General features: G+C 61.0%; 20 protein-coding genes. 15 read left to right on the top strand and 5 right to left on the bottom strand.

What is annotated here, in order from left to right; translation table 11 throughout:
- The first annotated feature begins 71 nt into the window (after positions 1-71).
- Positions 72-1,724: a phytoene desaturase family protein gene (locus tag HCI85_RS06335; protein ID WP_167143168.1), complete on the top strand. Its 1,653-nt coding sequence runs from the start codon at positions 72-74 to the stop codon at positions 1,722-1,724.
- Here the strand turns inward: HCI85_RS06335 and HCI85_RS06330 are convergent.
- The 3 genes from HCI85_RS06330 to HCI85_RS06320 all read right to left on the bottom strand — a co-directional run bounded on the left by HCI85_RS06330 (position 1,721) and on the right by HCI85_RS06320 (position 5,300).
- Positions 1,721-1,918 carry a putative motility protein gene (locus tag HCI85_RS06330; protein WP_090249852.1) on the bottom strand — a complete coding sequence of 66 codons (198 nt, stop codon included), beginning with the start codon at positions 1,916-1,918 and terminating at the stop codon, positions 1,721-1,723. The genes HCI85_RS06335 and HCI85_RS06330 overlap by 4 nt on opposite strands.
- 26 nt (positions 1,919-1,944) lie before the next feature.
- Positions 1,945-2,592, bottom strand: coding sequence for a peptide-methionine (S)-S-oxide reductase MsrA (msrA, locus tag HCI85_RS06325; RefSeq protein WP_167143165.1), 648 nt, complete (start codon positions 2,590-2,592; stop codon positions 1,945-1,947).
- A gap of 65 nt (positions 2,593-2,657) precedes the next feature.
- Entirely contained in the window at positions 2,658-5,300 is a 2,643-nt protein-coding gene (locus tag HCI85_RS06320; RefSeq protein WP_167143162.1) for a putative bifunctional diguanylate cyclase/phosphodiesterase, read from the bottom strand.
- A 131-nt stretch (positions 5,301-5,431) separates the two neighbouring features.
- Here HCI85_RS06320 and HCI85_RS06315 point away from each other — a divergent pair, with 131 nt between their 5' ends.
- Entirely contained in the window at positions 5,432-5,908 is a 477-nt protein-coding gene (locus HCI85_RS06315; protein WP_241693735.1) for a hypothetical protein, read from the top strand.
- 98 nt (positions 5,909-6,006) lie between these two features.
- On the opposite strand, the gene aceF is transcribed toward HCI85_RS06315, so the two are convergent.
- The gene (aceF, locus tag HCI85_RS06310) at positions 6,007-7,665 is read right to left on the bottom strand and encodes a dihydrolipoyllysine-residue acetyltransferase (RefSeq protein ID WP_167143156.1); all 1,659 of its coding nucleotides are present in this window, start codon (positions 7,663-7,665) and stop codon (positions 6,007-6,009) included.
- An 11-nt stretch (positions 7,666-7,676) separates the two neighbouring features.
- Entirely contained in the window at positions 7,677-10,322 is a 2,646-nt protein-coding gene (gene aceE / locus HCI85_RS06305; protein ID WP_167143153.1) for a pyruvate dehydrogenase (acetyl-transferring), homodimeric type, read from the bottom strand.
- 266 nt (positions 10,323-10,588) lie between these two features.
- On the opposite strand from aceE, the gene glnE reads away from it, so the two are divergent.
- From glnE to HCI85_RS06240, 13 genes are all read left to right on the top strand, one after another.
- Positions 10,589-13,537 carry a bifunctional [glutamate--ammonia ligase]-adenylyl-L-tyrosine phosphorylase/[glutamate--ammonia-ligase] adenylyltransferase gene (gene glnE / locus HCI85_RS06300; protein WP_167143149.1) on the top strand — a complete coding sequence of 983 codons (2,949 nt, stop codon included), beginning with the start codon at positions 10,589-10,591 and terminating at the stop codon, positions 13,535-13,537.
- 87 nt (positions 13,538-13,624) lie between these two features.
- Positions 13,625-14,548, top strand: a complete 924-nt coding sequence (ilvE, locus tag HCI85_RS06295; RefSeq protein WP_167143146.1) for a branched-chain-amino-acid transaminase — start codon at positions 13,625-13,627, stop codon at positions 14,546-14,548.
- Between the two features lie 112 nt (positions 14,549-14,660).
- Positions 14,661-15,695, top strand: coding sequence for a lipopolysaccharide heptosyltransferase II (gene waaF, locus HCI85_RS06290; protein WP_167143143.1), 1,035 nt, complete (start codon positions 14,661-14,663; stop codon positions 15,693-15,695).
- Position 15,696: 1 nt separating this feature from the next.
- A complete protein-coding gene (gene waaC, locus HCI85_RS06285; RefSeq protein ID WP_167143140.1) occupies positions 15,697-16,698 on the top strand; it encodes a lipopolysaccharide heptosyltransferase I in 1,002 nt (333 codons plus the stop codon).
- Positions 16,698-17,819 (top strand): glycosyltransferase family 4 protein, encoded by a 1,122-nt coding sequence (locus HCI85_RS06280; protein ID WP_167143137.1) that lies wholly within the window; start codon positions 16,698-16,700, stop codon positions 17,817-17,819. Before waaC ends, HCI85_RS06280 begins: the two co-directional genes overlap by 1 nt.
- Entirely contained in the window at positions 17,816-18,622 is an 807-nt protein-coding gene (gene rfaP, locus HCI85_RS06275) for a lipopolysaccharide core heptose(I) kinase RfaP (protein WP_167143134.1), read from the top strand. The genes HCI85_RS06280 and rfaP overlap by 4 nt, the downstream gene beginning before the upstream one ends.
- Entirely contained in the window at positions 18,623-19,588 is a 966-nt protein-coding gene (locus HCI85_RS06270) for a glycosyltransferase family 9 protein (RefSeq protein ID WP_167143131.1), read from the top strand.
- Positions 19,585-20,319: a lipopolysaccharide kinase InaA family protein gene (locus HCI85_RS06265; protein WP_167143128.1), complete on the top strand. Its 735-nt coding sequence runs from the start codon at positions 19,585-19,587 to the stop codon at positions 20,317-20,319. The genes HCI85_RS06270 and HCI85_RS06265 overlap by 4 nt, the downstream gene beginning before the upstream one ends.
- The gene (locus HCI85_RS06260; protein ID WP_167143125.1) at positions 20,316-21,059 is read left to right on the top strand and encodes a lipopolysaccharide kinase InaA family protein; all 744 of its coding nucleotides are present in this window, start codon (positions 20,316-20,318) and stop codon (positions 21,057-21,059) included. The genes HCI85_RS06265 and HCI85_RS06260 overlap by 4 nt, the downstream gene beginning before the upstream one ends.
- Entirely contained in the window at positions 21,059-22,519 is a 1,461-nt protein-coding gene (locus HCI85_RS06255; protein ID WP_167143122.1) for a lipopolysaccharide kinase InaA family protein, read from the top strand. The genes HCI85_RS06260 and HCI85_RS06255 overlap by 1 nt, the downstream gene beginning before the upstream one ends.
- Positions 22,520-22,533: 14 nt before the next feature.
- Positions 22,534-24,288 carry a carbamoyltransferase family protein gene (locus HCI85_RS06250; protein WP_167143119.1) on the top strand — a complete coding sequence of 585 codons (1,755 nt, stop codon included), beginning with the start codon at positions 22,534-22,536 and terminating at the stop codon, positions 24,286-24,288.
- On the top strand, positions 24,275-25,417 hold the full coding sequence (locus tag HCI85_RS06245) for a glycosyltransferase (protein ID WP_167143116.1): 1,143 nt from the start codon (positions 24,275-24,277) through the stop codon (positions 25,415-25,417). Before HCI85_RS06250 ends, HCI85_RS06245 begins: the two co-directional genes overlap by 14 nt.
- Complete coding sequence (locus HCI85_RS06240) at positions 25,404-26,444, top strand: hypothetical protein (RefSeq protein WP_167143113.1); 1,041 nt, start codon at positions 25,404-25,406, stop codon at positions 26,442-26,444. Before HCI85_RS06245 ends, HCI85_RS06240 begins: the two co-directional genes overlap by 14 nt.
- Positions 26,445-26,529 lie beyond the last annotated feature (85 nt).

The raw sequence follows: 26,529 nt of genomic DNA, 5'->3' as shown, positions 1-26,529 counted from the left end.
AGTTGCATGGGTGGTGAATGCTTGCCTATTATGCAAAAACTTGCATAACAAAAATAACCACGGAGCTGCCCATGAAACGCACAGGAACCCGCTTTCGTTCGCGTCTGGCGCGCAACGGTTACGACGCCATCATCATCGGCTCCGGCATAGGCGGCCTGACCACGGCCGCGCTGCTGGCCAAGCTCGGTAAGCGCGTGTGCGTGCTGGAGCAGCATTACACCGCCGGCGGCTATACCCACAGCTATGAGCGCGAAGGCTATGAGTGGGACGTGGGCGTGCATTACATCGGCGAGGTGCACAAACCCTGGTCGATGATCCGTCGGGTGTTCGATGTGATCAGCGACGGCAACCTCGAATGGGCGCCAATGGACGCCCATTACGACCGTATCGTGATGGGCGAACAGACCTATGACTACGTGGCCGGGCGTGATGAATTCAAGGCGGAGATGAAGCGCCACTTCCCCGGCGAGGCCGCAGTGCTCGACCGCTATGTCGACCTGCTCAGCGAGGTCAGTGCCAGGGTGCCGCGCTTTTTTGCGGGTCAGGCGCTGCCGCGCTCACTGGGTATGCTCTACGGCAAATTGCGTCGTCTGTGGCTGCCGGATTACTTCTTCAAAACCACCCGTGAAGTGCTTGAAGGTCTGACCGACAATCAGGAGTTGATCGGCGTGCTCACCGCGCAGTGGGGTGATTACGGCCTGCCGCCGGCCGAAGCCGCCTTTGTGATGCACGCTATGGTCGCCAAGCACTACATCACCGGCGGCAACTACCCGGTGGGCGGCGCGACGAAGATTTCCGAGACCATCATCCCGGTGATCGAGGCGGCAGGCGGTCATGTCTTCACCTATGCCGGGGTCGACAAGATCCTGGTCGAAAAGGGCCGTGCGGTCGGTGTGCGTTTGCAGAAAGACGGCGTCGAGATTCGCGCGCCGCAGATTGTCAGCTGCGCCGGCCTGGTGCCGACCTATACCCGTCTGCTCGAACCGCAAGTGGCGAGCGACCATGGTCTGCTGGAGCAACTGCCCAAGGTCAAACTGTCGGCCGCCACCCTGTGCCTGTATGCCGGGTTTAAGGGCAGCGCCGCCGAGTTGAAGCTGCCGAAGACCAACTACTGGGTCTACCCAAGTCATGATCACGACCACAACGTCAGCAGCTTTATGGCCGGACAGAACCCGGCGATGCCGCTGATCTACATCAGCTTCCCCTCGGCCAAAGACCCGGCCTGGGATGCGCATTACCCGAACAAGGCCACGGTGGAAATCGTCGCGCCGACCCAGCCGCAGTGGTTCGCCCAGTGGAAGGGCACCACCTGGGGCAAGCGCGGTGCCGAGTACGAAGCGTTCAAGGCGCAGCTAACCGAGCAGTTGCTGGAAACCCTCTACCAGCATCAGCCGCAACTGCGCGATGCGTTGGATTTCTGCGAGCTGGGCACGCCGCTGTCCACCGAGTGGTACCAGTGGAACGAACAGGGTGAAATCTACGGGATTGATCACACGGTCGAGCGTTTCGAGCAGCACTGGATTCACACCCAGACGCCGATCAAGGGCCTGTACCTGACCGGGGCGGATACGGTGACAGCTGGCGTGGGCGGCGCGTTGATGGCCGGGGTGATGACCGCCTCGCGGATGCTCGGCTGGCGCGGTTACAGGGTGGGCAAGTTGTTGAAAAGCTGGAAGGCACAAGCGCCTACCGCCGCCAGTGCGACGGCGGATGCAGCGGGCTAAACCACGACGTCGACGCTATTGCCCAGATTGGGCGGGTTACTCGGCAGGCTGGCTGGCGTGGCGGCCTCAATCAGGCCGCCGATGCTGGCGGCCTGCAGTTCCAGGGTCTTGCGCAGTAACAGCAGCGAGGCCATGGCGGAGGCTTGAGCCGAGGCCTGGGACGCCACCTGGTTGGTCAGGCTGCTGAGTTCCATGGGGGTTCCTTCTGCGTCAGGTGTCTTCAGTCTGGCAGGCAAGTGCCCGTGCCACCCAGGCCGCAATAGCCGCCGGGATTCTTCGCCAGATACTGCTGGTGATAGGCCTCAGCGTAGTAGAACGGTGGCGCCTCGCTTACTTCGGTGGTGATAGCGCCGTAACCGTTTTTGCTTAATTCCGCCTGGAATTTGACCTGGCTGCTCTGTGCTGCGGCCAGTTGTTCGGCGCCGTAGCAGTAGATCGCCGAACGGTACTGGCTACCCGTGTCGTTACCCTGGCGCATGCCTTGGGTCGGGTTGTGCGCCTCCCAGAACACTTTCAGCAATGCGGCGTAGCTGGTGACCTGCGGATCGAATACCACCAGCACGACTTCGGTATGGCCGGTCAGGCCTGAGCAGGTTTCGTCATAGGTTGGGTTCGGCGTATGGCCGCCGGCATAGCCGACCGCCGTGCTCCACACCCCCGGCTGCTGCCAGAAGCGCCGTTCCGCGCCCCAGAAACAGCCCATGGCGAATACCGCCTGCTCAAGGCCATCAGGAAATGGCCCCTGCAGCGCATTGCCATTGACGAAATGCGCAGTCGGCACCTTCATCGCGTCTGCCCGTCCCGGCAGGGCCTGTTCGGCGGTGGGCAGTTCGAGTTTGTGGGCGAGAATTTGCGAACGCAGAACCATGAGCCATTTCCTCAGCAGAAGCATGTGTGTCATAGACCGTTATAAGGCGGGCTTGTTACAGCCGGCTAGCCTTTGTTTGGATAGCGCTTAAGCCTTTCCAGCAGGTCGCGACCGGCGATGGGTTTGTCGAACAGGTAGCCTTGGCCGATGTCGCACTGCTGGCGGCGCAGAAAGTTCAGCTGCGCAGGTGTCTCAATGCCCTCGGCTACCACCTTGAGTTTCAGGTTATGTGCCATGGCGATCACCGCTGAGGTGATTTCCATGTCGTCCTGATTCTCCGGGATGTCCTTGATAAAGCTGCGATCAATCTTGATCACATCAATGGGGAATTTCTTCAGGTAGCTGAGTGAAGAATAACCGGTGCCGAAGTCGTCCATGGCTAGGGTCAGGCCCAGGCTTTTCAGGCGACTGAGCTGATGGCGGGTGTCGTCAGTGGCTTCCAGCAGCAGGCTCTCGGTCAACTCCAGTTCGAGCAGGGCCGGGTCGAGTTGTTCTTCATGCAGGATGGCGGCGATTTCACCCACCAGGTCTGGGTCGGAGAACTGTTTGGGCGACAGGTTGATGGCCATCTGCAGCGGCGCATGGCCGACGGCGATCAGCTGTTTGCTCATGCGGCACGCCTGGCGCGTGACCCATTTGCCGATGGGGATGATCAGGCCGGTTTCTTCCGCCACGCTGATAAATCGGTCCGGGCTGATCATGCCCTTGTCTGGGTGATTCCAGCGCAGCAGCGCTTCCAAGCCCAGCAGTCGACCCCGCTTCAGGCACAGCTTGGGTTGGTAGAACACCTCCAGCTCGTTCTGCATCAGCGCACGGCGCAGGTTGCTCTCAACGAACAGCTTGTCGTGCGCTTCGGCATTCAGTGCATCAGTAAACACCTGCAGCTGATTTTTGCCGTTGGCTTTGGCTTTATGCAGCGCCAAGCCGGTGTGCTTCATCAGGGTTTGCGGGTCATCACCGTGTTCGGGCGCGCAGCCCAGGCCGATGGAGCCGGTGACGTTGATCAGCTGGTTGTCGACGAACAGTGGCTTATCCAACGTCTGCAGCAGCTTTTGCGCCACCAGTTGACTGTCGGCCTGGTTGAGGTCGAGTAACACGGCAAATTCGTTGCTGGCAAAGCGGGCCAATACGCTGCTGGGGTGCAGGGTGTTACGCAAGCGGCGCGCCAGGCTGACCAGCAGTTTGTCGCCCGTCTGGTGGCCGAGGCTGTCGTTGATCCGTTTGAAATTGTCGATATCCACCAGCAGCAGGCTGATCGGTTTGCCGGGGTGCGCGCTGAAGTGATCTTCCAGCGAGCGGATAAAGGCGTAGCGGTTGCCAAGGCCGGTGAGGTTGTCGCGAAAGGCCAGGCGCTCAATATGCTGCTGCGCCTGCTTGCTCGCCGTCACGTCTTCGTAGATGCCGATGTAGTGGGTCAGGCTGCCATCGTCGGCATAGACTTTGGACAGCGACAGTTGCCCCCAGTAGGGGTCGAGGTTTTTCCGGCGGCTCTTGAATTCACCCAGCCAGCTGTTCTGTTCGGCCAGGCTGGAGCGGGCGTCAAACAGCAGGTCGCTGAGGTTTTCCAATGCCGGTATTTCGGACAGGCGGCGCCCCTGGACTTCGCTGGCGCTGTACAGGGTGATGGCGGTAAAGCTCGGGTTTACGTACTCCACCAGGCCATCACGGTCGAGCAAGATAAAGGCGCTTGAGCTTTGCTCGACGGCGCGTTGAAACAGGTACAACGCGTTGGTTGCAGAACGCCGTTGCTGGTTGGTCAGTACCTGGGCGTATTGATCGGCCAGTTCGCCCGCAAAGGCGATTTCGTCAGCCTGCCAAGTGCGGGGCGAGCCGCTATGTTCTAGGCACAACACGCCCACCACTTCACCGGCGATGCGGATGCTGGCATCGAGCATCGCCGCGATGCCCATGGGTTTCAGGTAGCTGTTGCTCAGCTCGCGGGTGCGCGGGTCCTGGTGGGCATCATGGGCGTCCAGCGCCCGGCCGCTGTGCAGCGCCTGCAGGTAGGCGGGGTAGGGGCTGGCGTCGATGTCGGGCTGCTCGACATGCCGGCCCTGATCCTGTTGATACAGGGCCACCGCTTGCAGCATGTGCTGATTGAGGTTCCAGATGCCGACGCGGCTGACGCCATACAATTCACAGGCGCTTTTACTGATCAGTTCGGCGGCTTCACGCAAGGGGTTGCTGTCGCCGTAATGATGGCGCGCGAGGGTGACGATCAACTGTTGCTGGGCTTGTGTACGTTGCTGCTGCGCCTGCAGCTCTGCCTGGCTGCGCTGGTACAGCTCGAGGGTTTGTGGCGACGGAGCGCTCTGCTCGTTCATCACCAGCAGGTAGCCGCGTAGTAGGTGTCGGCCGCGTTGCTTGAAGGCTTCGCCCACTTCCATCAGCGTTAGGCTACCGCGCGGGGTGTGCAGGCAGTACTGCACGCTGTAGTGGTGGCGGGCGGCCAGCTGCTGCGCAATGTTGTCATGCAGCTGGTGGCGAGCTGCGGGTTCCATCAGGCTGGCGTAGGGCGCATCGAGCAGGGAGCAGAGTTCATGGGCCGGCAAACCGAACTGTTGTTCGCAGCCTGAATCGAGGTACAGCAGGGCCCAGCTGGCTTCATTCAAGCGCTCGAAACGCAGCAGGCCGAGGCGCGAAGGCACTGGCAACTGCGTCACAACCTCGGCCGCTAAACGACTTGCGGCATCGGGATGGCTTTTCATTCGGTGGCTGGCTTCCAGTATGCTGATTGAAGCGGTAATCGACTCACTTCATTTATAGCGTCGGGTAAGGGTGCATCATGCAATTGCGACTGACAAGAAAACTAATATCCGCAGTGCTGCTGAGCAGCTGTATGGTCACCTCGACAGCGTTCGCCGCTGAGCCTGACACGGGTTTGAGCAGTGCCGAACAGGGCAATTATCTGCTCGAATTGAAACGCCTTTATCTGACCGAGAATGACCGCCAAGCGCTGCTGGCACATTGCAATGATCTGCTTAAAACCTACGCCATGCGCGCCGCTTACCAGGTCGGCCAGGCGCAGCGTCAGGACCTGTTGTATCAGCTGCGTCAGGGCGAGTCCGGCGAGCTGCTGCTACGTGAAGAAACCCGTGGCCAGCAGGGCACCGATATTGCCGTGCGCAACCAGCGGGTGCCGCTGTTTGGCGTCGACCCTTTCGTGCGTTACGAATGCCCGAGCAGCGGCATCAGCTGCGTGCTGCACAACCCCAACGACGGCAGCCCAATGCTGACCATCGTGCGCGATCACAAGGGCGCTGCCGAACTGGCCAAAGCCCTGAGCTTTCTGATCCGTAATCTGCAGAAAGGCTGATCGCCTCCCATAGTTCCACCGCTGGCTTAAATCTAAAAAAAACCCCGCCAACAGGGCGGGGTCGAGGGTACGAGCGTGGCTGCTCGAAAGTTGGTGAGTTACAGCAGCATGGTGCGGATGTCCGCCAGTACGTCACCCAGGCGCTTGGTGAAGCGCGCCGCAGCGGCGCCGTTGATCACGCGGTGGTCGTAGGACAGCGACAGCGGCAGCATCAGCTTGGGCTGGAAGGCTTTACCGTCCCAGACCGGCTGGATGGTGGCCTTGCTCACACCGAGGATCGCCACTTCCGGCGCGTTGACGATCGGCGTGAAGCCGGTGCCGCCAATGTGGCCGAGGCTGGAGATGGTGAAGCAGGCGCCCTGCATATCGTCGGCTGACAGCTTCTTGGTGCGCGCCTTTTCCGCCAGTGCGGCGGCTTCAGCAGCGAGCTGCAGCAAGCTCTTCTGATCGACGTTCTTGATCACCGGTACCAGCAGGCCATCCGGTGTATCGACGGCAAAGCCGATGTGCACGTATTTCTTGCGGATGATCGCTTTGCCGCTTGGTGCCAGTGAGCTGTTGAAGTCCGGCAGTTCCTTGAGCAGGAAGGCGCAGGCCTTGAGCAGCAGCGGCAGCACAGTGAGTTTGACCCCAGCCTTTTCCGCCACGGCTTTCTGCGCGACGCGGAAGGCTTCCAGCTCGGTGATATCGGCCGAATCGAACTGGGTCACGTGTGGCACGTTGAGCCAGCTGCGATGTAGGTTGTTGGCGCCGACCTGCATCAGGCGGGTCATCGCCACTTCTTCGATTTCACCAAACTTGCTGAAGTCCACCACCGGGATCGGCGGGATACCGGCACCGCCGGTTGAGCCGGCGGCCGGGGCTTCCTTGGCCTTCTGCATCATGGTTTTGACGTAAGCCTGCACATCCTCTTTGAGCACACGGCCTTTCGGTCCGGTACCCGGTACGGCGGACAGCTCGACGCCGAACTCGCGAGCGAGCTGACGCACAGCCGGGCCCGCATGCACCTTGGCGCCGTCACGCTTAGGGGCTGCGGTAACGTTGGCAGCAGCAGCTGCCAGCGAGGCAATTGCACCAACTTCGGCAGCGACCGCGGGATGCGCGCCGGCCGGAACCTTGTGTACGTCACTTGCGGGTGCAGCGGCCGGTGCTGGCGCTGCTGCTGGAGCCGCAGCGGCGCCGGCCACTTTCAGCTTGAGGATGAAATCACCGGTGCCGACTTCGTCTTCCAGTTTGACGCTGATGCTTTCCACCACACCGGCAGCCGGCGAGGGGATTTCCATGCTGGCCTTGTCCGACTCCAGGGTGATCAGCGACTGGTCGGCTTCGACCGTATCGCCGACCTTGATCAGAATCTCGATGACTTTGGCTTTGCCGTCCGAGCCGATGTCCGGCACATGTACGTCCTGTACGCTGCTGCTGGCCTGCGCGGCTGGTGCAGGTGCGGCGGCCGGAGCGGGAGCAGCAGCTGCTTTAGGTGCTTCTGCCGGTGCTGCGGCAGGCGCCGCTGGTGCTTGGGCAGTGCCTTCGGCTTCCAGCTCAAACAGTTCGTCGCCTTCTTTCAGGCGGTCGCCCAACTTTACTTTCAGACTTTTCACCACACCGCCTTTCGGCGCGGGGATTTCCATGCTGGCCTTGTCCGACTCCAGGGTCAGCACGCTCTGATCGGCCTCGATGCGATCACCGACCTTGACCATCAGTTCGATTACTTCACCCTCACCACCACCGATGTCGGGTACGCGAATCAATTCACTCATCGTTTCGCTCCTTAGCAGTCCAGTGGGTTGAGTTTTTCCGGGTTGATGCCGAACTTGACTATGGCCTCGGCCACCACCTTCGGTTCGATATCACCACGGTCGGCGAGTGCTTCCAGGGCAGCCAGGACAACCCAGTTGCGGTCCACTTCGAAGAAGTGGCGCAGCTTCTTGCGGCTGTCGCTGCGGCCGAAGCCGTCGGTGCCCAGCACCTTGAATTCCTTGCTCGGCACCCACTGACGAATCTGTTCGGCAAACAGCTTCATATAGTCGGTGGAGGCAATCACCGGGCCTTTACGACCGCTCAGGCATTCTTCCACATAGGTCTGCTTGGGCTTCTGGCCCGGGTGCAGGCGGTTGCTGCGTTCCACGGCCAGGCCGTCGCGGCGCAGTTCGTTGAAGCTGGTCACGCTCCATACGTCAGCAGCGACGTTGAACTCGTCACGCAGGATCTTCGCTGCCTCGCGCACTTCACGCAGGATAGTGCCGGAACCGAGGAGCTGCACGTGGTGCGCGGCTTCCTTCTTGTCCTCTTCGAGCAGGTACATACCCTTGATGATGCCTTCCTCGATACCCGCCGGCATCGCCGGCTGCTGGTAGGATTCGTTCATCACGGTGATGTAGTAGAAGACGTCCTGTTGCTGCTCGGTCATCTTCTTCATGCCGTCCTGGATGATCACCGCCAGCTCGTAGCCGTAAGTCGGGTCATAGGTGCGGCAGTTGGGGATGGTCGCTGCCAGCATATGGCTGTGACCGTCCTCGTGCTGCAGGCCTTCGCCGTTCAGCGTGGTCCGACCGGCGGTGCCGCCGATCAGGAAGCCACGGGTGCGGCTGTCGCCAGCGGCCCAGGCCAGGTCGCCAATACGCTGGAAACCGAACATCGAATAGAAGATGTAGAACGGCAGCATCGGCTGGTTGTGGCTGGAGTACGACGTACCAGCAGCAATGAACGAGCTCATGGCGCCGGCTTCGTTGATGCCTTCCTCGAGAATCTGGCCCTTCTTGTCCTCGCGGTAGAACATCACCTGGTCTTTATCGACTGGCTCATAGAGCTGGCCGACCGAGGAGTAGATACCGAGCTGGCGGAACATGCCTTCCATACCGAAGGTACGGGCTTCGTCCGGGATGATCGGCACGATGCGCGAGCCGATGTCCTTGTCCTTGACCAGTTGCGCGAGAATGCGCACGAAGGCCATGGTGGTGGATATTTCACGGTCGCCCGAACCATCGAGGATGGCCTTGAGGGTATCCAGTGGCGGCGTCGGGATGCTGAAGCTCTTGGCTCGGCGCTGTGGCACGAAACCACCGAGTGCGGCGCGGCGTTCGCTCAGGTAACGCGCTTCGGCGCTGCCTTCTTCCGGCTTGAGGAACGGCAGGTTTTCCAGCTCGTCGTCCTTAACGGGGATGTCGAAACGGTCGCGGAACTGCTTGAGGCTGTCGACATCGACCTTTTTGGTGTTGTGCGCGGTGTTCTTCGCTTCACCTGCGCCAGTGCCATAACCCTTGACGGTCTTGGCTAGGATCACGGTCGGCTGCTCTTTGTGGTTGACCGCCTGGTGATAGGCCGCATAGACCTTGTACGGGTCGTGGCCGCCACGGTTGAGCTTCCATATCTCGTCGTCGGAGAGATCGGCAACCATCGCCTTGAGTTCTGGCGAGTTGAAGAAGTGCTCACGGACGAACGCGCCGTCCTTGGCCTTGTAGTTCTGGTATTCGCCGTCGATGACTTCGTCCATGCGGCGCTGCAGGATGCCGTCGACGTCTTTGGCCAGCAGTGGGTCCCAGAAACGGCCCCAGACCACCTTGTTGACGTTCCAGCCACCGCCACGGAACACGCCTTCGAGTTCCTGGATGATCTTGCCGTTGCCGCGTACCGGGCCGTCGAGGCGCTGCAGGTTGCAGTTGATGACGAAAATCAGGTTGTCCAGCTTCTCGCGGCCAGCCAGGGAAATCGCGCCGAGGGATTCTGGCTCGTCACACTCGCCGTCGCCCATAAAGCACCAGACTTTCTGCTTGCCTGCTGGGATAAAGCCGCGCGCTTCCAGGTACTTCATAAAGCGTGCCTGGTAGATCGCCTGAATCGGGCCAAGACCCATGGATACAGTCGGGAACTGCCAGAACTCAGGCATCAGCCACGGGTGTGGGTAGGACGACAGGCCCTTGCCATCAACTTCCTGGCGGAAGTTGTTCATCTGCTCTTCAGTGATGCGGCCTTCCATAAAGGCGCGGGCGTAAACGCCTGGCGATGCGTGGCCCTGGAAGAAGATTAGGTCGCCGCCGTGCTCCTCGGTCGGAGCCTGGAAGAAGTAGTTGAAGCCAATGTCATACAGGGTCGCCGAGGACGCGAAGCTGGAGATGTGGCCGCCCAGGTCCGAGTCTTTCAGGTTGGTGCGCATTACCATGGCCAACGCGTTCCAGCGCACCAGCGAGCGAATGCGGCGTTCCATAAACAGGTCGCCAGGCATGCGTGCTTCGTGGGTCAGCGGGATGGTGTTGCGGTAGGGCGTGGTGATCGCATAAGGCAGCTGTGAACCACTGCGGGTGGCCAGCTCGCCCATACGGGTCATCAGGTAATGTGCGCGGTCTTCACCCTCGTTATCGAGGACGGACTCAAGGGCGTCCAGCCATTCCTGGGTTTCGACGGGATCGAGGTCTTGCATGGCTTGCTCCAGGGCGGAAAGGCTTCCAGAATCGGAGGCCAGGTTTCGTGGCCGACTTCGTGAGTGGCCGCGTGAATTCTTGGATTGACCGGGGGTAGGACCGGCTGCGTGTAGTTTTACTACATTCCGACGCCGATTTCAGCCTTTTGGATACAATCTTTGGTAGTAAAACTACAATTATTTTTCTGCCAGTGATTCGACCCGCTCTAGCGCTGGGTATGCCATCCATGGTCGCTGCACTGGTAGACCGCTAAAAAGGATAGACCATGAGCCTGCCCGCGCTGGCCTCTTTGCCTGCTGCCTTGTCCCCCCTCGCACTGCGTGCCGAACAGTCCCTGCAGCATGCATTTGCCGAGCTTTCCAGTGAGGCGGCAGCGGCTTTCGCAGGTTGGCCGCGCGCGCGAGTGGAGGCGTTGCAGCGTGTGGGCGCTGCCAGTAATTTCGTGGTGCAGCAGGGCCTGCGCGACCCGCAGATGCTGCTCGATCTGGCCGCCAGTGGTGAGCTGGAACGCAGCCTCGGGGCGGGCGAGTTGCGCGGGCAATTGGCGCTGGCGTTGGAGGCGTGCGCCGATGACGACGAACTGGGGCGGCGCTTGCGGCGCTACCGCAATCGTCAGCAGCTGCGGATTATCTGGCGCGATATCAGTCGCCAGGCGGATTTGATCGAAACCTGCCGCGACCTTTCCGATCTGGCCGATGCCTGTATCGATCTGGCCTATCAGTGGCTGTATCCACGGCATTGCACGCAGTTCGGCACGCCCATCGGCCGGCGCAGCGGCCAGGCGCAGCATATGGTCATCCTCGGCATGGGCAAGCTGGGCGCCCATGAGCTGAACCTGTCCTCGGACATCGATCTGATCTTCGGCTACCCCGAAGGCGGCGAAACCGAAGGGGTGAAACGCCCGCTGGATAATCAGGAGTTCTTTATCCGTCTCGGTCAGAAGCTGATCAAGGCGCTGGATGTGATCACGGTGGAGGGATTCGTCTTCCGCACCGATATGCGTCTGCGCCCTTACGGCTCCTCCGGGTCGCTGGTGTTCAGCTTTAACGCGCTGGAGCAGTACTACCAGGACCAGGGCCGCGACTGGGAACGCTACGCGATGATCAAGGCGCGGGTGGTCGGTGGTGACCAAGCCGCCGGCGCGCAGCTGCTGGAGATGCTGCGGCCCTTCGTTTACCGGCGTTATCTGGATTTCTCGGCGATTGAAGCGCTGCGCGCGATGAAGCAGCTGATCCAGCAGGAAGTGCGGCGCAAGGGCATGGCTGAGAACATCAAGCTGGGCTCGGGTGGCATCCGCGAAGTGGAGTTTATCGCCCAGGCTTTCCAGCTGATTCACGGCGGTCGCGACCTTAGCCTGCAGCAGCGTTCGCTGTTTGCCGTACTGAATACGCTGCGCGATCAGGGTTACCTGCCGCCGGCGGTGACCGATGAGTTGCGTGACGGCTATGCCTTCCTGCGTTATGCCGAGCACGCGCTGCAGGCCATCGATGACCGGCAGACGCAGATGCTCCCGGACAACGATCAGGACCGTGCGCGGGTGGCCTTTATTATGGGCTTCGACAACTGGCAGGCGTTCCACGAGCAGCTGATGCACTGGCGTGGCCGCGTTGACTGGCACTTCCGCCAGGTGATCGCCGACCCTGATGAGGAGGAAGGTGGCGAGCCGGTCGAAGAGGCCGTGGGCTGCGAGTGGTTGCCGCTCTGGGATGATGTGCAGGACGAAGAGGCCGCGTGCCGGCAGCTGGCCGAGGCTGGCTTTGCCGAGCCGCAGTCGGCCTGGCAGCGCCTGGCAGGCCTGCGCAACGGCAATCAGGTGCGTGCCATGCAGCGCCTCGGTCGTGAGCGTCTGGATGCCTTTATCCCGCGCCTGCTGGCGCAAGCGGTGGAGCATGAAAACCCGGATCTGGTGCTGGAACGCGTCCTGCCGCTGATCGAAGCCGTGGCGCGGCGTTCGGCCTACCTGGTGCTGCTCACGGAAAATCCCAGCGCCTTGCAGCGCCTGCTGACCCTGTGCGCGGCCAGCCCGTGGATCGCCGAGCAGATCACCCGCTTCCCGCTGTTGCTTGATGAGCTACTTAATGAGGGGCGGCTGTTCAAGCCGCCGCTGGCGCCCGAGCTGGCCGCCGAGCTGCGTGAGCGGCTGATGCGGATTCCCGAGGAAGACCTGGAGCAGCAGATGGAGGCGCTGCGTCACTTCAAACTGGCGCACCGGCTGCGCGTGGCCGCCTCGGAAATTGCCGGCACTCTGCCGCTGATGAAGGTCAGCGACTACCTGACCTGGCTGGCCGAGGCGATTCTCGACCAGGTGCTGGCCCTGGCCTGGCGCCATACGGTGAGCAAATATGGCGCGCCGCGCCGCGCCGACGGCAGTATCTGCGACCCGGATTTTGTCATCGTCGGCTACGGCAAGGTCGGCGGCATCGAGCTGGGCCACGGTTCGGACCTCGATCTGGTGTTTATCCACGACGGCGACCCGCATGCGGAAACCGATGGCGAGAAATCCATCGACGGCGCGCAGTTCTTCAATCGCCTGGGCCAGCGCATCATTCACCTGCTGACCACCCAGACCAACTCCGGCCAGCTCTATGAAGTCGACATGCGCCTGCGGCCGTCTGGCGCTGCGGGCCTGCTGGTCAGCTCGCTGGGCGCGTTCGAGCGCTACCAGCAGGGCGAGGCCTGGACCTGGGAGCATCAGGCGCTGGTGCGCGCGCGGGTGCTGGTCGGCTGCCCGCGGGTTGGCAAGGCCTTCGAGGCAGTACGCGCCGGTGTGTTGGGGCGTGAGCGCGACCTGGCCACCCTGCGCACCGAGGTCAGCGAGATGCGCGCGAAGATGCGCGACAACCTCGGCAGCAAGGCCACGGCGGCCGGCACCGCGGCGAATGCCTTCGAAGCCACTGCGCCGTTCGACCTCAAGCAGGACGCCGGAGGTATCGTCGATATTGAATTTATGGTGCAATACGCGGCCCTGGCCTGGTCGCGCCAGTACCCGGAATTGCTTGAGTTCACTGACAATATTCGCATTCTGGAAGGGCTGGAGCGGGTCGGCTTGCTACCGGGCGAAGATGCCCGCTTGCTGCAGGATATCTACAAGGCCTACCGCTCGGCGGCCCACCGTCAGGCCCTGCAAAAGCAACCTGGGGTGGTCGGCGGTGATCAGTTCGCCGAAGAGCGGCGCACGGTGATGCGTATCTGGCAGGAGCTGGGCTTGAGCTGAAACAGGCTGAGCTGAATTTAATAAGCGGCTGGTCACCTGGTGTGGCCAGTCAGTGCTGTACCAATCGAATGTGAGGAGCAGGCAACTATGTCGATGGCCGATCGTGATGGCGTGATCTGGTATGACGGCGAGCTGGTGCCGTGGCGCAACGCGACCACCCACGTGCTGACCCATACCCTGCACTACGGCATGGGTGTGTTTGAAGGCGTACGCGCCTACAACACCCCGCAAGGCACGGCGATCTTCCGCCTGCAAGCGCACACCGACCGCCTGTTCGACTCGGCCCACATCATGGGCATGAAGATTCCGTTCAGCAAAGACGAAATCAACGAAGCCACCCGCGCCGCCGTGCGGGAGAACAACCTGGAAAGCGCCTACATCCGCCCGATGGTGTTCTACGGATCTGAGGCCATGGGCCTGCGCGCCAGTGGTTTGAAAACCCAGGTGATCGTCGCAGCCTGGAGCTGGGGCGCCTATATGGGCGACGAAGCCCTGCAGGTTGGCATCAAGGTGCGTACCAGCTCCTTCACCCGCCACCATGTCAACATTTCGATGACCCGCGCCAAGGCCAACGGCAACTACATCAACTCGATGCTGGCGCTGCAGGAAGCCATCTCCGGTGGTGCCGACGAAGCCATGCTGCTGGATACCGAAGGCTATGTGGCCGAGGGTTCGGGTGAGAACATCTTCCTGGTGCGTAACGGCGTGATCTATACCCCGGAAGTCACTTCCTGCCTGAACGGCATTACCCGCAACACCATTCTGACCCTGGCAGCCGAGCATGGTCTGGAAGTGGTCGAGAAGCGCATTACCCGCGATGAGGTTTATATCGCCGATGAAGCCTTCTTTACCGGCACCGCCGCCGAAGTGACGCCGATTCGTGAAGTCGATGGCCGGCAGATCGGTGCAGGTCGTCGCGGGCCGATCACCGAGAAGCTGCAAACTGCCTATTTCGACCTGGTGACCGGTAAAACCGATGCCCATGCCGAGTGGCGCACCCTGGTTAAATAAGCCGCTCGCGTGTGCCGGGTGGGGTTCCATCTGGCGATGCAGGCTAGGCTGATAGTCGAGCGTTGAGTCTGTCCGGGAGGCGAAAGCCTCCTTGGTCGTTTCTGGAAGTGGCATGAAAATACTGATCGTAGGCCCCAGCTGGGTGGGTGACATGGTGATGGCGCAGACACTGTTTCAGTGTCTGCAACAGCGTCACCCCGGCTGTGCAATCGATGTGCTGGCCCCCGAGTGGAGTCGGCCGATTCTCGAACGTATGCCCGAAGTGCGTCAGGCCTTGAGCTTTCCGCTCGGTCACGGCGTGCTGGAACTGGCCACGCGGCGCAAGATCGGCAAATCCCTGGCCGGTCAGTATGACCAGGCGATTCTCCTACCCAACTCGCTGAAGTCCGCACTGGTGCCGTTTTTCGCCGGTATCCCCAAACGCACCGGTTGGAAGGGCGAGCTGCGCTACGGCCTGCTCAACGATATCCGCCCGCTTGATAAAGAACGCTACCCGCTGATGATCGAGCGTTTTATGGCGCTGGCCTTCGAGCCCGGCGCCGCGCTTCCGCAGCCTTATCCGCGCCCAGCCTTGCAAATCGACGCGCAGAGCCGCGACGCCGCCCTGGCCAAGTTCGGTCTGAGCCTGGATCGCCCGGTATTGGCGCTGTGCCCAGGGGCTGAGTTTGGTGAAGCCAAGCGCTGGCCGAGCGAGCATTACGCCAAGGTTGCCGAGCTGAAGATCCGCGCCGGCTGGCAGGTGTGGATATTTGGCTCGAAAAACGATCACCCGGTCGGCGAAGACATCCGCAGTCGGCTGATTCCTGGTTTGCGCGAGGAAGCGGTGAACCTGGCTGGCGAAACCAGCCTGGCTGAAGCAATTGACCTGCTGTCCTGCGCCGGCGCCGTGGTGTCCAACGACTCCGGCCTGATGCATGTGGCGGCGGCGCTGAATCGCCCACTGGTGGCAGTCTACGGCTCGACCTCGCCGGGCTTTACCCCGCCGCTGGCCGAGCAGGTGGAAATCGTCCGCCTGGGCCTGGAATGCAGTCCGTGCTTCGACCGCACCTGCCGCTTCGGTCACTACAACTGCCTGGGTCAGCTCAAGCCGCGCCCGGTGATCGAGGCGCTGGATCGCCTGGTCAGCGACCCGGTCGAGGTTGAATAGCTTGCGGGTACTGTTGATCAAGACCTCCTCGCTGGGCGATGTGGTGCACACCTTGCCGGCGCTCACCGATGCTGCGCGGGCGATTCCCGGCATCCAGTTCGACTGGGTGGTGGAAGAGGGGTTTGCCGAGATTCCCGCCTGGCACCCAGCCGTGGCACAGGTTATCCCGGTGGCGATTCGCCGCTGGCGCAAACACCTCTGGCAGACCCTGAAAAATGGCGAGTGGAAGCGCTTTAAGCAGCGGCTTGGCGAAACCAAGTACGACCTTGTTATCGATGCCCAGGGGCTGCTGAAAAGCGCCTGGCTGACCCGTTACGTCAAGGCGCCAGTCGCTGGTCTGGACCGCGATTCCGCGCGTGAGCCGCTGGCCAGTCGCTTCTATGACCGAGGCTATGCCGTGCCGCGCGAGCAGCATGCCCTTGAGCGCACCCGTCAGCTATTCGCCCAGGCGTTGGGCTATGCGCTGCCAGCAGGCGTCGGCGACTACGGCCTGAACCGCGCTCAGCTGGCCGACTCCGTATCGCAGCCTTACTTGCTGTTTCTGCACGGCACCACCTGGCCAAGCAAGCACTGGCCGGAAGCCGATTGGCGTGCGCTGGCCGAGCAGATGAGCGCTCAGGGGTGGGCGGTGCGCCTGCCCTGGGGCAATGAAGTCGAGAAGGCGCGTGCCGAACGGATTGCCGCCGGCATTGAAAACGCTGCGGTGCTGCCCAAATTAAATCTTGCTGGCGTGGCCAAGGTAATCGCCGGAGCCAGTGCTTGCGTGGCGGTGGATACCGGCCTCGGCCACCTGGCCGCTGCGCTGGATGTGCCGAGTATTTCGCTCTATGGGCCGACCCTGCCGGGGCGCGTCGGTGCCTATGGTCGTGGTCAGGTGCACCTGTGCGCGACGGGGCCGAATGCCGGCTCGGGTGATCGACACAAAGCCTGTTTCGACGGCCTGGATGCCGAGCGTGTCGCCACACAATTGCAGGCCCTGTTGCTGGCCGAGGACGTTGTCTGATGCAGCTCGCGTTTATCCTCTACAAATACTTCCCCTTCGGCGGCCTGCAGCGCGATTTTATGCGCATTGCTCTGGAGTGCCAGACGCGCGGACATGCTATTCGCGTCTACACGCCGATCTGGGAAGGTGAAGTGCCTGCGGGCTTCGAGGTGGTGGTGGTGCCAGTCAAGGCGCTGTTCAACCACAAACGTAATGAAAAACTCACCGCCTGGGTTGAGGCCGACCTGGCCAAGCGCCCGGTGGATCGGGTGATCGGCTTTAACAAGATGCCCGGCCTAGACGTCTACTACGCCGCCGATGGTTGCTATGAAGACAAGGCGCAGACCCTGCGTAACCCGCTTTACAAGCGCTGGGGGCGTTACAAGCACTTTGCCGATTACGAGCGGGCGGTATTCGCCCCCGAATCGAAGACCGAGATTCTGATGATCTCCGAAGTGCAGCAGCCGCTGTTTATTAAGCACTACCACACCCCGTTGCAGCGCTTTCACCTGCTGCCGCCGGGCATCGCTGCAGACCGCCGCGCGCCGGCCAATGCTGCCGAAATTCGTGCCGAGTTTCGTGCTGAGTTCAAGCTGGCGGATAGCGACCTGCTGCTGGTGCAGATCGGCTCCGGCTTCAAGACCAAGGGCCTGGATCGCAGCCTCAAGGCCCTGGCCGCCTTGCCGCGCGAGCTGAAGCAACGCACCCGGCTGATCGCCATCGGCCAGGATGATCCGCGCTCGTTCCAGCTGCAGGCCAAGGCCCTGGGCGTGTCCGATCAGGTGCAGATTCTCAAGGGGCGCAGCGATATCCCGCGCTTCCTGCTGGGTGCCGATCTGCTGATCCACCCGGCCTACAACGAGAACACCGGCACCGTGCTGCTGGAGGCGCTGGTCTCTGGCCTGCCGGTGCTGGTAACGGATGTCTGCGGCTATGCCCACTACATTGCCGAAGCGGATGCCGGGCGGGTGCTGGCCAGTCCGTTCGAGCAGGAACGCCTCAATCATCTGCTCGCCGATATGCTGGCCGATGATCAGCGCCGCGCGTTCTGGTCGCGCAATGGCTTGGCTTACGCCGATAGCGCCGATCTTTATTCCATGCCGCAGCATGCGGCCGACATCATTCTGGCGACACGTCCATGAAGCTGGTACTGGCTGAACCCTTTAAAAGCCTGTGGGCCGGGCGCGATGCGTTTGTCGCCATCGAGGCTCTGCAGGGGCAGGTGTACCGCGAGCTGGAAGGCCGCCGCACGCTGCGCACCGAAGTCGACGGGCGCGGCTATTTCGTCAAGATTCACCGCGGCATCGGCTGGGGCGAGATCGTCAAGAACTTGCTCACCGCCAAGCTGCCGGTGCTTGGTGCGCGTCAGGAGTGGGACGCCATTCAGCGTCTGACCGAAGTCGGTGTGGCGACCATGACCGCCGTGGCCTACGGCGAACGCGGCAGCAACCCGGCGGCGCAGCATTCCTTTATCGTCACCGAAGAACTGGCGCCTACTACCGACCTCGAGCAACTCAGCCTGAACTGGGCGCAGCAAGCACCTGAGCCGCGCCTCAAGTGGGCGCTGATCAAGGACGTGGCGAGCATGGTTGGCAACATGCACCGCGCCGGGGTCAATCACCGCGACTGCTACATCTGCCACTTTCTGCTGCACACCGATAAACCGGTAACCGCCGACGATTTCCGCCTGTCAGTAATCGACCTGCACCGCGCCCAAGTCCGCAATCAGCTGCCCCTGCGCTGGCGCAACAAGGACCTGGCCGCGCTGTATTTCTCCGTGCTGGATATCGGCCTGACCCGGCGCGACAAGCTGCGTTTTCTGCGTGGTTATTTTCAACAACCCTTGCGGCAAATCCTTCAGGAAGAAGGTCGTCTGCTTGCTTGGCTGGAATCCAAGGCGGCTAAATTGTACGGCCGCAAACAGCGTTATGGAGATCGACTGTAGATGTCGGAGAAGAAGGCGTTGATCGGCCCGGGAGTGAGGGTTGCACTGGTTCCATGTCCTGCGTTGGGCGATACCACGCTGTTCTTGCGCCTTGCCTGGCGTCTCCAGGCTGCGGGTGCGAAGGTCACCTTGGCTTCAGTATCGTTGTCATCAGTGAGCGAGTACCTGCCTGGGCTGGACATTCTAGGGGGCACGCCGGATGTGCCTGCACTGGCGGGCTGTAACGATTTAGTTATCTGTGCGATTGATTGGTACGTTGATGTTCCTCTGAGCAATGTGGCGTACCTCGCCGGTAAGAAACTTCCCGTCAAGCTCAGGTCCGCGCCGCCGCCTGTATTGCTTGATGGTTGCTGTATTGAAGGGGCGCACAACGTGATTTGTCGCGACCCGAAAGCCGGCAAGACCATGGTGCAGTGGATCGATCTGTACGCCGAAGAGGTCTTGGGGCTTGATCTATCCACGCCTATTGCGGGGTTACAGGTTCCGCCCCGTGAAACCGGCGCGGAGGTGCGGCGTGTGGCCATTTTTCCGACCACGCCGCATGCCAGTAAGAATTTCTCAACGGCTGGGTTTCGCCGCCTTGCTCGACATTTGGTTGCCCGGGGCTGGCAGGTCGAGTTCGTCGGTATTCCGGCTGAGCAGCCAGCCTTGAGGGCGCAATACCCAGGCCATCATGTGCATGCGTTCACTGACTTGAAAGGGCTTGTCGACTTCTTGCTGACATGCGCCATCGTCATTAGTAATGATTCGGGTGGCGGGCATCTTGGTTCACTGCTGGGGTTGCGGACATTCACCATTACGCGCCGGCGTACCGATTTCACTTGGCGGCCCGGCTTCAATGAACTCAATAGCGTGATCAATCCGGTTCTGAGCTTCAAATGGCTGGGCAAAACAGTCTGGCGCCCGTTCATTCCGTTGCGCCGCATCGTCAGTGCGCTGCCTGACTTAAACAGGACGCAGGCATGACAGCGTGGAAACATGACCTGCACGATCCGATTCTGCTCGGCGCTTTCGGAACCCTTGAGGCCGTATTTGCACTTGAAGGTGAGCGTTTGACCTCTGACCCCTTGTCTGAAGTCATTCGTGTGGAGTTCGGCGGGGTACGTTATTACGTCAAACGCTACTGGGGCGCTGGTAAAGGTCTACGGCGTTACCTTGGTCGTCCTCGGGTTAAAGCGGAGTGGCAAAACCTTAAGTTGTTCGCCAAGTGGGGCATCCCCACTGCGCCGATTGTGGCCTATGGGCTTGAGCGCCAGATGGGGGCTTTTGTCCGCGGGGCGCTCATTACCCGCGAGCTTGAGGGCACGCTTGATTTGGCCGAAATTGCCAATCGGCAGGATGTGCGGTTGAGCGACCCCCGTTGGGTTATGCAGGTCAGTCAGCAGTTAGCCAAGGGCACCCGTGCGCTGCACGATCACCATTTCACCCACAATGACTTGAAGTGGCGCAACCTGCTGGTCAATGAGCGCGGTGAGCTGTTCTTCATTGATTGTCCGACTGGAACCTTTTGGTGGGGGCCTTTGCTGCGTTACCGCATCATCAAGGATCTGGCATGCCTGGATAAAGTCGCCCACAAGGTACTTTCACGTTCCCAGCGGTTGCGTTTTTACCTTCAGTACCGTGGTCGTCAGCGCTTGAATGCTTCCGACAAGAAGCGCATTCGTCAGGTCGTTGCGTTTTTTGAGGGCCGGGAATGAGTGCTTTTATTGCCGCCCAGGACCGTGCCCTGCTGGAGCACCACGGTCTTGCCAGTTTTGAGGCGCTGTGGGCGCTAAAACTTGAAGCCGTTGATGAGCCCAATACGGAGCGTGGCGGCTGGAGCAGCGTCTACCGGCTCGAACTGGGCGATGCGGCGTTCTACCTTAAGCGCCAGAGCAATCACCTGACCCGAACCCTGCGTCATCCGTTTGGTGAGCCAACCTTTGCCCGCGAGTTCCGCAATATTCAGCGCTACACGACGCTGGGGATTCCCGCATTGCAGGCAGCATTTTTTGCCGAGCGTAAATTGCCTGGCGAGCATCGCGCAGTGCTGCTGACCCGCGCGTTGGATGGTTGGCAGGATCTGGATACTTGGTTGCCCAGTTGGCCAGCGCTGGCAGAGGCCCGTCGTGTGGCCATTCTCAAGGCGTGTGGTGAACTGGCGCGGCGTCTGCACCAGGCTGGGCAGATGCATGGTTGTTTTTACCCCAAGCATATTTTCCTGCGCGAAACACCGGTTGGCTTCGACGCGCAGTTGATCGATCTGGAGAAAACCCGGCCGCTGTTGTTTGGCGAGCGCGATCGGATTAAAGACTTGGAGCCATTGCTGCGCCGCGCGAATGTCTGGGGGGCGGCGGATATTCAGATCCTGCTGGCGGCCTACCTTGGTCCTGATGCGAATCTCGAGCGCTGGAGCGCACGAGTCGGGGCGCGTCGTCGTAATAAGGAGTCACGCTGATGAGTCTGGCGAGTCTCGCGCAGGCCGGTCGTACGCCGGCCTTGCCACTGACTGTTGACGTGGCGGGGGCGGGTGGCCTCACTGGCCTGAGCGTGCAGCGTTGGTTGCGTGTACTTCCAGGTCAGCGCTATGTCGGCGTGGCCGAATGGTGCGGCCAGCCAGTGCTGGCCAAGTTGCTGGTGGGAAACAAGGCTGCGCGACATTTTCAGCGCGAGCGTGACGGTGCCCTTCTGCTCGCGGAGCAAGGGCTGAATACGCCGCAGCTGTTGGCGGATGGGCTGCGTGACGGTGAGGGCGGCTGGCTGCTGTTCGAGTATCTGCAAGGTGCCGAAAGCCTGTGGCAGGCTTGGCGCGCGGTGGAGCATCAGCCGCTGCTGAGTGCCGATCAGCAGTCGGTGCTGGCCGAGGCGTTGGTCAGTATCGCGCAAATGCACCTTAACGGGTTGTGGCAGGCGGACCTGCATCTGGACAACCTGTTGCGGCATAACGGCCAGCTGTTTGTTATCGACGGCGGCGGTGTGCAGGTTGAGACGGCAGGTAAACCGCTGTCGCGCGCCAAGGTGCTAGAAAACCTTGGGGTGTTCTTCGCCCAGCTGCCAGCCGAGTTGACTCCGTTTATCGAAGAGCTGCTGGTGCATTACCTGCTGGCGAACGGCGAACATGCCTTACCGCTGGAAGCATTGCTCAAAGAAGTGGAAAAAGTGCGCCAATGGCGTTTGCGCGATTATTTGAAGAAAATTGCCCGCGATTGCAGCCTGTTCGCCGCAAAAGTTGGTGCGTTCGGCCTGCAGGTGGTTCGCCGCGACAAGCAGGCTGAGCTGCAGCCGCTGTTGAGTAATCTGGATCAGCTCACCGAGCAGGGCCATATCTACAAAACCGGTGGTGCGGCCACCGTGGCGCAAGTGCAGCTGCAAGGGCGGCCGCTGGTGGTCAAGCGCTATAACGTGAAGAGCCTGGCGCATTGGCTCAAGCGCTTCTGGCGCCCTAGCCGCGCATGGCACAGTTGGGTCGAAGGCAATCGCCTACAGTTGCTGGGCATCGCCACGCCACAGCCACTGGCCGTGTTAGAGCGGCGCTGGTGCTGGCTGCGCGGGCGCGCCTACCTGATTACCGAATACTGCGGTGGGCAGGATATAATCGCGCGTTTTCAGGCGTTCCACGATGGATCGCCCCCAGAAAGCGACCTGTTGGCTCTGGATCGTCTGTTCGCTGCCTTGTTGCGCGAACGCATCAGTCACGGTGATTTCAAGGGGCACAATCTGTTTTGGGACGAGCGCTTGGCATGCTGGTCGCTGATTGACCTCGACGCCATGCAGCAGCACCGCAGTGCGCGCAGTTTCGCCAGGGCCTATGCCCGCGACCGCGCCCGTTTTCTGCGTAACTGGCCCGCCGACTCGGCGCTGCACCAGTTGCTCAACCAACGTTTACCGCTGACGCCCGCCGTCGGCTCAGCAGACTAAAAGAGGCACAACCAGTGGCATTGACGATTCTCGGCCTTTCCGGCGCCCTCAGCCATGATCCATCCGCCGCCCTGTATATCGACGGCAAGTTGATCGCGGCCGCCGAAGAAGAGCGCTTTGTGCGCGACAAGCACGCTAAGAACCGCATGCCCTACGAGTCGGCCAAGTTCTGTCTGGAACAGGCCGGGATTAAACCGTCCGACGTTGATGTGGTGGCTATTCCGTTTGCGCCGATCAGCATCTTCGAGAAAGCCCGCTGGCAATATGCCAAGCGCTACTGGTACGCACCGGATCGCGCCCTCGATGCGATCCTCATGGGCAATCGCCGCTACAAGCGTTACCACAAGAAGATTCAGTGGTGCCTGGAGCAGCTGGGTTTCGACCTGAAGAAAATCAAGATCGAGCCGGTCGAGCACCACCTGGCTCACGCCGCCAGCGCCTATCACTGCTCGGGCTTTACCGAGAAGACCGCGATCCTTGGTATCGACGGCAAGGGCGAGTACGCCACCACCTTCTTTGGTTACGGCGAGAACGGCAAGATCCACAAGATCAAGGAATTCTACGACCCGGATTCGCTCGGCGGCCTGTACGGAGCGATCACCGAGTTCCTTGGCTTCGAGATGCTTGACGGCGAGTTCAAGGTCATGGGCATGGCGCCTTATGGCGATGCGGCCAAGTATGATTTCTCGCGCCTGGCCAAATTCGAGAACGGCGAACTGATCATCAACACCGACTACGCCAACGTCATCGGTTTCCGCCGCTACAAGGAAAACGGCAAGGGCTACTACTTCTCGCCCAAGCTGATCGAGTGGTTGGGGCCGAAGCGCCAGGGCGACATTGCTGACGATCCATACATCCACTACGCCGCCAGCATGCAGGCGCTGTTCGAGAAGCTGGCGCTGGAGATGATGGAGTACTACCTCGGTGACATCATCCGCGAGACCGGCAAGATTGCCTTCGCCGGTGGTTGCGCGCTGAACGTCAAACTGAACCAGAAGATTATCGCGCGCGACGACGTTAAAGAACTGTTCGTCCAGCCGGCGTCCGGCGACGCCGGTACTTCGGTTGGTGCAGCTGCCTACATTTCCCACCAGCGCGGCGTGCCGGTGGAAAAGATGGAGCACGTCTACCTCGGCCCGTCCTACAGCAACGAAGATGTGATCGCCGCCTGTGCTCGTCACCCGAGCAAACCGGTGTTCAAACAGATCGACAACATGCCGCAGCGCATCGCCAAGATCATGGTCGACGCCAACCCAGTGGCCTGGTTCCAGGGCCGCATGGAGTTCGGCCCGCGCGCCCTCGGTGGTCGCTCGATCATCGGCTGCCCGAGCGTGCCGGGCGTGGCTGACCGGATTAACGAGCAGATCAAGTTCCGCGAGCGCTGGAGACCGTTCTGCCCGTCGATGCTCGACACCGTCGGTCCGCAGATGCTCAAGGTTGATCACCCGAGCCCGTTCATGACCTTCACCTTTGAAGTCAACGACGAGTGGAAGACCCGCGTCGGCGAAGTGGTGCACGAAGACGGCACCTCGCGTGCCCAAGTGCTCAAGCGCGAATACAATCCGCGTTACTACGACATGATGCTGGAGTTGGAAAAACTCACCGGCAACGGCGTGTCGCTGAACACCTCGTTGAACCGCCGTGGCGAGCCGATGATCTGCTCGCCGACCGATGCGCTGAACATGTTCTACGGCTCGGACCTGCAGTACCTGATCATGGAAGACATCTTGGTGGTCAAGGACGGCAAGGATTGGTATGACAACGTCTGAGGTCGCGGAGGCTGCTCAGCCGTGGGTGCTGCAGTTCTGTCACGGCTATGACGGCCCCTTCCTCGATTGCGCGCGGCAGTACGCCGCGCTGTTTGTTGGTACGCCTTATAAAGTGTGCACGGTGTACCTGACGGGTAAACCGAGTGCTGCGGTCGAGCAAGGCTCGGCATCTGACGAGGTACTTTTCCTCGACTACTCGAGTCGCGACGTGCGCGGGCTCAAGCTCAAGGCGATCCGCGACCTCAAGCGTATTGCCGCTTCGCGCGACTTTAAATTCTGTATCGCCCATCGCTTTAAACCGATCTACGTCGCCCTGTTGGGCAGCGATCTACCAGTGATCGGCGTGCACCATGCGTTTGGCGACTACAAGCGGCGAACGCGCCAGCTGTTTGCCAACTTCTTCCGCAAGCGCCTGGCCTTGCTCGGGGTTTCCAATGCGGTGCGCGATGACATGCGTGCCTGCCTGCCACACTGGCCGAGCGAGCGCATCGAGACGCTGTACAACCGCATCGACGTCACCGCTGTGCAGGCTGCGCAGGTTCCGCGCGAAGCAGCGCGTGAGCACTTGGGCTTACCTCAGGATGCCTGGGTGGTCGGCAATGTCGGGCGCCTGCACCCGGACAAGGACCAGGCCACCTTAATTCGCGGTTTTGCCGAAGCCTTGCCGCAGCTACCGGAAGGCAGTCTGCTGGCGATTATGGGCAGTGGTCGGCTTGAGGCTCCATTAAAAACGCTTGCCCGCGAGCTGGGTGTGGACGCATCGGTGCGTTTTCTCGGTCAAGTTGCCGATGGCCGTAACTATTTCAAAGCGTTTGATGTGTTTGCCCTGACTTCAGATCATGAGCCATTTGGGATGGTGTTACTGGAGGCGATGGCGGCCGATGTGCAGGTGCTGGCTACGGATTGTGGCGGTGCGCCGGAGGTAGTCGGCGACTCAAGCGCCTTGTTCGCGCTGGGTGATCACACTGTGCTGGCCGCTCGACTGCGGTCCGCTGCCGTTGGCAGGTTTGGCCCGCTGGGTACTGAGCGTGTAAAAGCCGGTTTTACGGATGAGATTGCGCGCACGCATTTCTGGTCATGGCCTGGTGTGAGTCGCATCGTGCAGGAGGCCGGTAATGGTCAGTCGTGAGCCTAAGCAGCTTGTTTACCTCGTGTATGGGGGGAAGCCTGAGTATCACCGCGAGGCCAAGTTCAGCATCCTTTCCGCGTTGGATCACGCTCGTGGCGAGTGTCCGCGAATTTTGCTTTACACCGATGAGCCGGCACAGTTCAGCGGCTGGCCTGTCGATCTGATTACGCTTGATGCGGCAACCTTGGCCAGCTGGACGGGGCCTGCTGCATATCTGCACCGACGCAAGGCGGCGGCTATTCATGATGCGCTGGCTTACGCGGAGCAAAGCATATTCATTGATACGGATACCTTCTTTCTGGCTTCACCGCTCAAGCTATTTGAGCGACTTGCGGGTTCATCCTGGCTGGTCGACGAAATTGAAGGTGTCTGGAAAGAGTACAAGGGCGATGTGATGCATGACGTCCTGGCGCCTTACCTGGCAGAACATTATGGTGTTGATCAGCAGATGCTGCTGATCAATTCGGGTGTTCTGGGCTTTCAGGTTGAGGCGTCACACCTGATGGATGAAACCCTGGCCCTGATCGATGTACTGCACCCGATGGTTCCCAAGATCCATGTGATCGAGCAGTTCGCCATGGGTGTAGCCGCCAGGCACTTGGGCCGACCTGCGCAGGCGCAAGGTGTCGTCATGCATTACTTCTCAGGTAAGAACTACTGGCGCCACATGATCGCTGCGTTTTTTCAGCGCTATGGCGAGGCGTTTTCAGTGCAGGCCGTACAGGCGGTGCGCGAGGTACCGACTTCTAAACCCAAGCCTGTCTGGTGGCAGCGACTCGACTATCGCGTGAGAAGTCTATTTGTTCCAGGCAAAGCCCGTTCGCTTGCCAAGCTGGCGTATTACGCCGCGGTGATGCGCGCCGATCTTTATGCTGAAGCCTGCGGTTGTGGATACGCCGAGGAGCTAAGGCGAAAAGTCGCAGCCAAAGGCGACGCGCTGAGCAATCAGCCCTGGAGTAAAGTCCTCAGTCGGCGGCATAAGCAGCGTTTGGCCGAGCTGTTGCAACTACCAGATGGGACGCTCTAGCAGATTCAACGACAGGCTCTGCTTCTGCCTTCGTGGTGGTTGCTCGCTGTATAGATGCTTCGGGGCAGCTATTGCGCTGTTCTCA

Source organism: Pseudomonas sp. OTU750018, assembly GCF_011636575.1.
Lineage (GTDB): Bacteria > Pseudomonadota > Gammaproteobacteria > Pseudomonadales > Pseudomonadaceae > Aquipseudomonas > Aquipseudomonas peli.
The sequence above is the reverse complement of the archived record's forward strand: the minus strand, read 5'-3'. Positions and strand labels throughout refer to the sequence as shown.